Origin of the sequence: Kitasatospora sp. MBT63 (assembly GCF_000710465.2) — a bacterium.
Lineage (GTDB): Bacteria > Actinomycetota > Actinomycetes > Streptomycetales > Streptomycetaceae > Kitasatospora.
This window is the reverse complement of the sequence record NZ_JAIZ01000386.1, coordinates 1-3535: the sequence shown is the minus strand read 5'-3', so window position 1 is coordinate 3535 and position 3535 is coordinate 1. Positions and strand designations below refer to the sequence as shown.

2 protein-coding genes are annotated in these 3535 nt (G+C 70.1%); both read right to left on the bottom strand.

Annotated elements, in window-relative coordinates:
* Nucleotides 1-122: 122 nt before the first annotated feature.
* On the bottom strand, nucleotides 123-725 hold the full coding sequence (locus AA75_RS22430; RefSeq protein ID WP_033821978.1) for a DUF4291 domain-containing protein: 603 nt from the start codon (nucleotides 723-725) through the stop codon (nucleotides 123-125).
* Nucleotides 726-873: 148 nt separating this feature from the next.
* The gene (locus tag AA75_RS22425) at nucleotides 874-3207 is read right to left on the bottom strand and encodes a glycosyl hydrolase family 18 protein (protein WP_051813059.1); all 2334 of its coding nucleotides are present in this window, start codon (nucleotides 3205-3207) and stop codon (nucleotides 874-876) included.
* Between the last annotated feature and the right edge of the window lie 328 nt (nucleotides 3208-3535).

Here is a 3535-nt window from a genome sequence, read left to right as displayed (position 1 = left end):
CGACGCCTCCACCGCCGCCGTCGCCCTCTTCCCGCGCACCACCCCCGCCGAGGCCGCCCGGCTGTTCACGGCCATGCGCGCCGATCTGGAGCACTGAGCCCGGAGCACCGGCCCGCTCAGCCTCAGCGCGTGGCGCCGATCCGCCCCGCGAGGGAAGCGGGCAGCGGGTACGGCGGCTCCGCGGGGATCAGCGCGTCGGCCGCCCCGGGCCGCCCGTCCCGCACCAGGGCGTGCGCCTCGTGGGCCAGGGCCGTGACGTCCTCGACCCCGAGGATCCAGTCGTCGACGTAGCGGTGCACCGCGGGCCCGCTCAGACCGATCTGGACCGCCCGGTGCGCCAGCGGGCCGAGCCGGGTGGAACGCTCCGGGTCCCACTGCACCCGGACCGGGCTCGCCTTCAGCTCGGCCTTCCACGCGGCGGCCGAGGCGTACCGGTCCCGGTCGTAGTGGCTCAGGCAGGCGTTGGCGAGCGCCCATACGAAGCCCTCGCGGCTGATCCGCACCGCCAGCACCCGCTCCTGGCCGGCCTTGGTGCCCCACCCCGAGCGGTACATCATCCAGCGGAAGGACGGCTTGATCCAGGTCATCCGCTCCCGCTTGAACGGCGCCACGAACGTCCCCGCGGCCAGCGCCGGTTCGGCGATCGAGGCCGGATACGCCTGGTACACCACCAGGCTGTTGTCGTCGTACGCGGCGCGGACCTCGCGCAGCGGCGGCTCGGACATCGCGGGGCTCCAGGGGTCGGGGACGGTGCCAGCGTCCCAGCCCGGCCGGTCGCGAGCGAGCGGATTTCCACCCGCCGTACGGGCACATGGAGCGGTGGCGGCCGACCCCCCGACCGGGTCGACCGCCACCGCCGTCTCTCACCTCGGGTCAGCAGACTCCGAGGTCGCTCCACACACCCCACTGACCGGTGGTCGAGGGGTCCTCATTGGTGGTCCACCACTTGTTGCTGTACTGGTGGCCCTTCCAGGACACCTTGGTACCGGTGGTGGCGTAGACCGTCGCGGCGTTCCAGCTCGGCGCGGTGCAGGTGCCACCGGTCGGGCTCGCGGACTGCGAGGGGCTCGCCGACGCGCTCGGGCTCGCCGACTGCGACGGGCTCGCGGACTGCGACAGGCTCGGCGAGGCCGTGCCGCCGCCGGAGCCGCGGGTCAGGTCGCCCGCCAGGCCGTACAGCGTGCCGCCGACGTTGACCGTCCAGTTGGCCGGGGTCGAGACCGGCAGGTAGTAGACGAAGTCCAGGTCGACCGAGGCGCCCGGCGCCAGTGACTGCCAGCCGGGCAGCTTGACCGAGACCCGGTTGTACGTCCCCTTCAGACCGCCCACGTTGTTGGCCGCGGTGTGGTCCTGCCGGATCACCGTCAGACCGAAGCCGGACTGGTCCTTGGCGTTGCCCGGCGCCGAGTTGGCGTAGTCGAACTGGAACTCGGTGCCGCCCGGCAGGGTCTGGGCCGAGTTGTTGACGATGTGGATCTTCGGGTTGATCGGGTAGTTCGAGTCGCCCAGCGCGAAGTTGGTGAACGACACGTCGATCGGCAGGGTCTGCGTCGGCAGCGCGACCGTCGAGCGCACCGCGCCGTACGGCGAGGCCGCCTTGAACTTGTCGTACATCAGCGAGGTCAGGGTCGACCCCGGCACGTACTCGCCCTTGCCACCGTTGGCGGTCGCATCCCAGCGGTAGTCGCCCGCCAGCTCCCAGATCATGGTGCCGCCGGCGCCCTGGTCGACCACGTAGTCGGCCTTGGCCGCCACCGACTCCTCGTCCTCCGTCGACAGGAAGACCTTCTTGGTGTCGTTCCACAGCCACGGCGCGACCAGCGAGGAGCTGTAGTTGCGGCTGTAGGAGCCCTGCAGCGCGGTGTCGGTCAGCCCGTACTTCGACAGGTAGTCCGGGACGACGCCCTTCTCCAGGTTCTTCGCGTGCCACATCGGGTTGGAGCCCGCCGGGGACTCCTTGCCGTTGGTGTCCAGGTCGTGCCAGAGGTTGTCGATCCCGACCGCGCCGTCACCACAGGTGGTCAGCCCCGCCCCGGCCGGGCAGGCGTTGGTCGACGACGTGCCCCACAGGCCGTTGGTGCCACCGGTGACGTTCTTGAACCCGCGGGTGTAGTACGGCAGGCCGACGTTGATCCGGCCGGCCGGCATCGCACCGCGGAAGTAGTGGTACGCCCAGTCGGTGTTCAGGTAGCCGATCCCGCCGTACTGCGAGGTGCCGTACACGTTGGCGGCCGCCAGCTCGGCGTCCTTGCCGTCGTCGTACAGCGAGGCGTTCGGGCCGACGTACTTGTTCCAGGCGCCGTGCAGGTCGTACGACATGATGTTGACGTAGTCCAGGTACTGGGTGACCTGGAAGGTCTCCATCCCGCGCAGCAGGTAGCCCGAGGACGGCGCGGCCACCGACAGCAGGTAGTGCTTGCCGTCCGCGGCACCGGCCCGGTCCAGCTTCTCGCGCAGCGTCTTCATCAGCGCCGCGTAGCCCTTGACCAGCGAGGCCCGCTTGGCGTTGGAGATCGAGGCGTCGAGCGGGTTGCCCGCGTCCTTCATCGAGGTCGGGTACTCGTAGTCGATGTCCACGCCGTTGAAGCCGTACTTCTTGATGAAGTCGACCGCCGAGTCGGCGAAGGTGTTGATCCCGGCCTGGTTGACGCTGCCGTCCGCGGTGGTGGTCATCGAGTAGAAGCCACCGGAGTTCACCCGGTTGCCGTCGTCCCCGAAGTAGCCGCCGGTCTCGGCCCAACCGCCCACCGAGATCAGGGTCTTCACGTTCGGGTACTGCTTCTTGAACTTGGTCAGCAGGTTGAAGTGGCCCTTGTACGGCAGCGACGGGTCCATCTCGGCGCCCGGCACGCCCGGGAAGGTCATCCCGGTGGCGGCGTTGGTCGGCGAATCCGTGCCGACCGACAGCTTGTTGGCGCTGTCGATGTGGCCGAAGGCGTAGTTGAGGTGCGTGACCTTGTCCCACGGGATGTTGTTCACCAGGTAGGCGGGGGTGCCGTCCTGCCCGGTGCGCCAGCCCGTGAAGTAGCCGATGATGCGGCGCTGGTGGTCCGCGCCCATCTTCTCCCGGCCCGCGGTGTCGTACACGCTGCAGTAGGGCACGTCCACGCCCGGCGTGGAGTACATCCCGTCCGGACGGCACGACTGGTTGTCGACCGCTGCCTGCGAGGGCGTCGCACCCAGGGTCGCCATCAGCAGCCCGGCCAGCGAGGCGGCCGCCGTGGCGGCGAACGCCGTTCGCCCGCCGGAGGTCTTCGGACGGCCGGCAGCGGTGGGACGCTGCGCCGTCGCGTTTCGGATCAACACTCGGTCCTCCAGGAGAGAGTGTCGGACGCGCTGTGGGGACGCGCCTGTGGGGGAGGTTTGCGCTCCGCGGGGTCACGGCCCGTCAACTGCCGGGCCGCGCACCGCGGAGTGCGCCGAAGCTATGTGGTCTGAACCACATAGGTCAATAGGTCTGTACCAATCGGTAGTGAACCGACACCCCCGCGCCCCTCGCGGACCCCACCACCCCCGCCCGCTCCGCACACCCCGC

Bases quoted from the DNA above. Each gene is read 5' to 3' on its own strand.
- AA75_RS22430 (WP_033821978.1), bottom strand. From the start codon at position 725: ATGTCCGAGCCGCCGCTGCGCGAGGTCCGCGCCGCGTACGACGACAAC.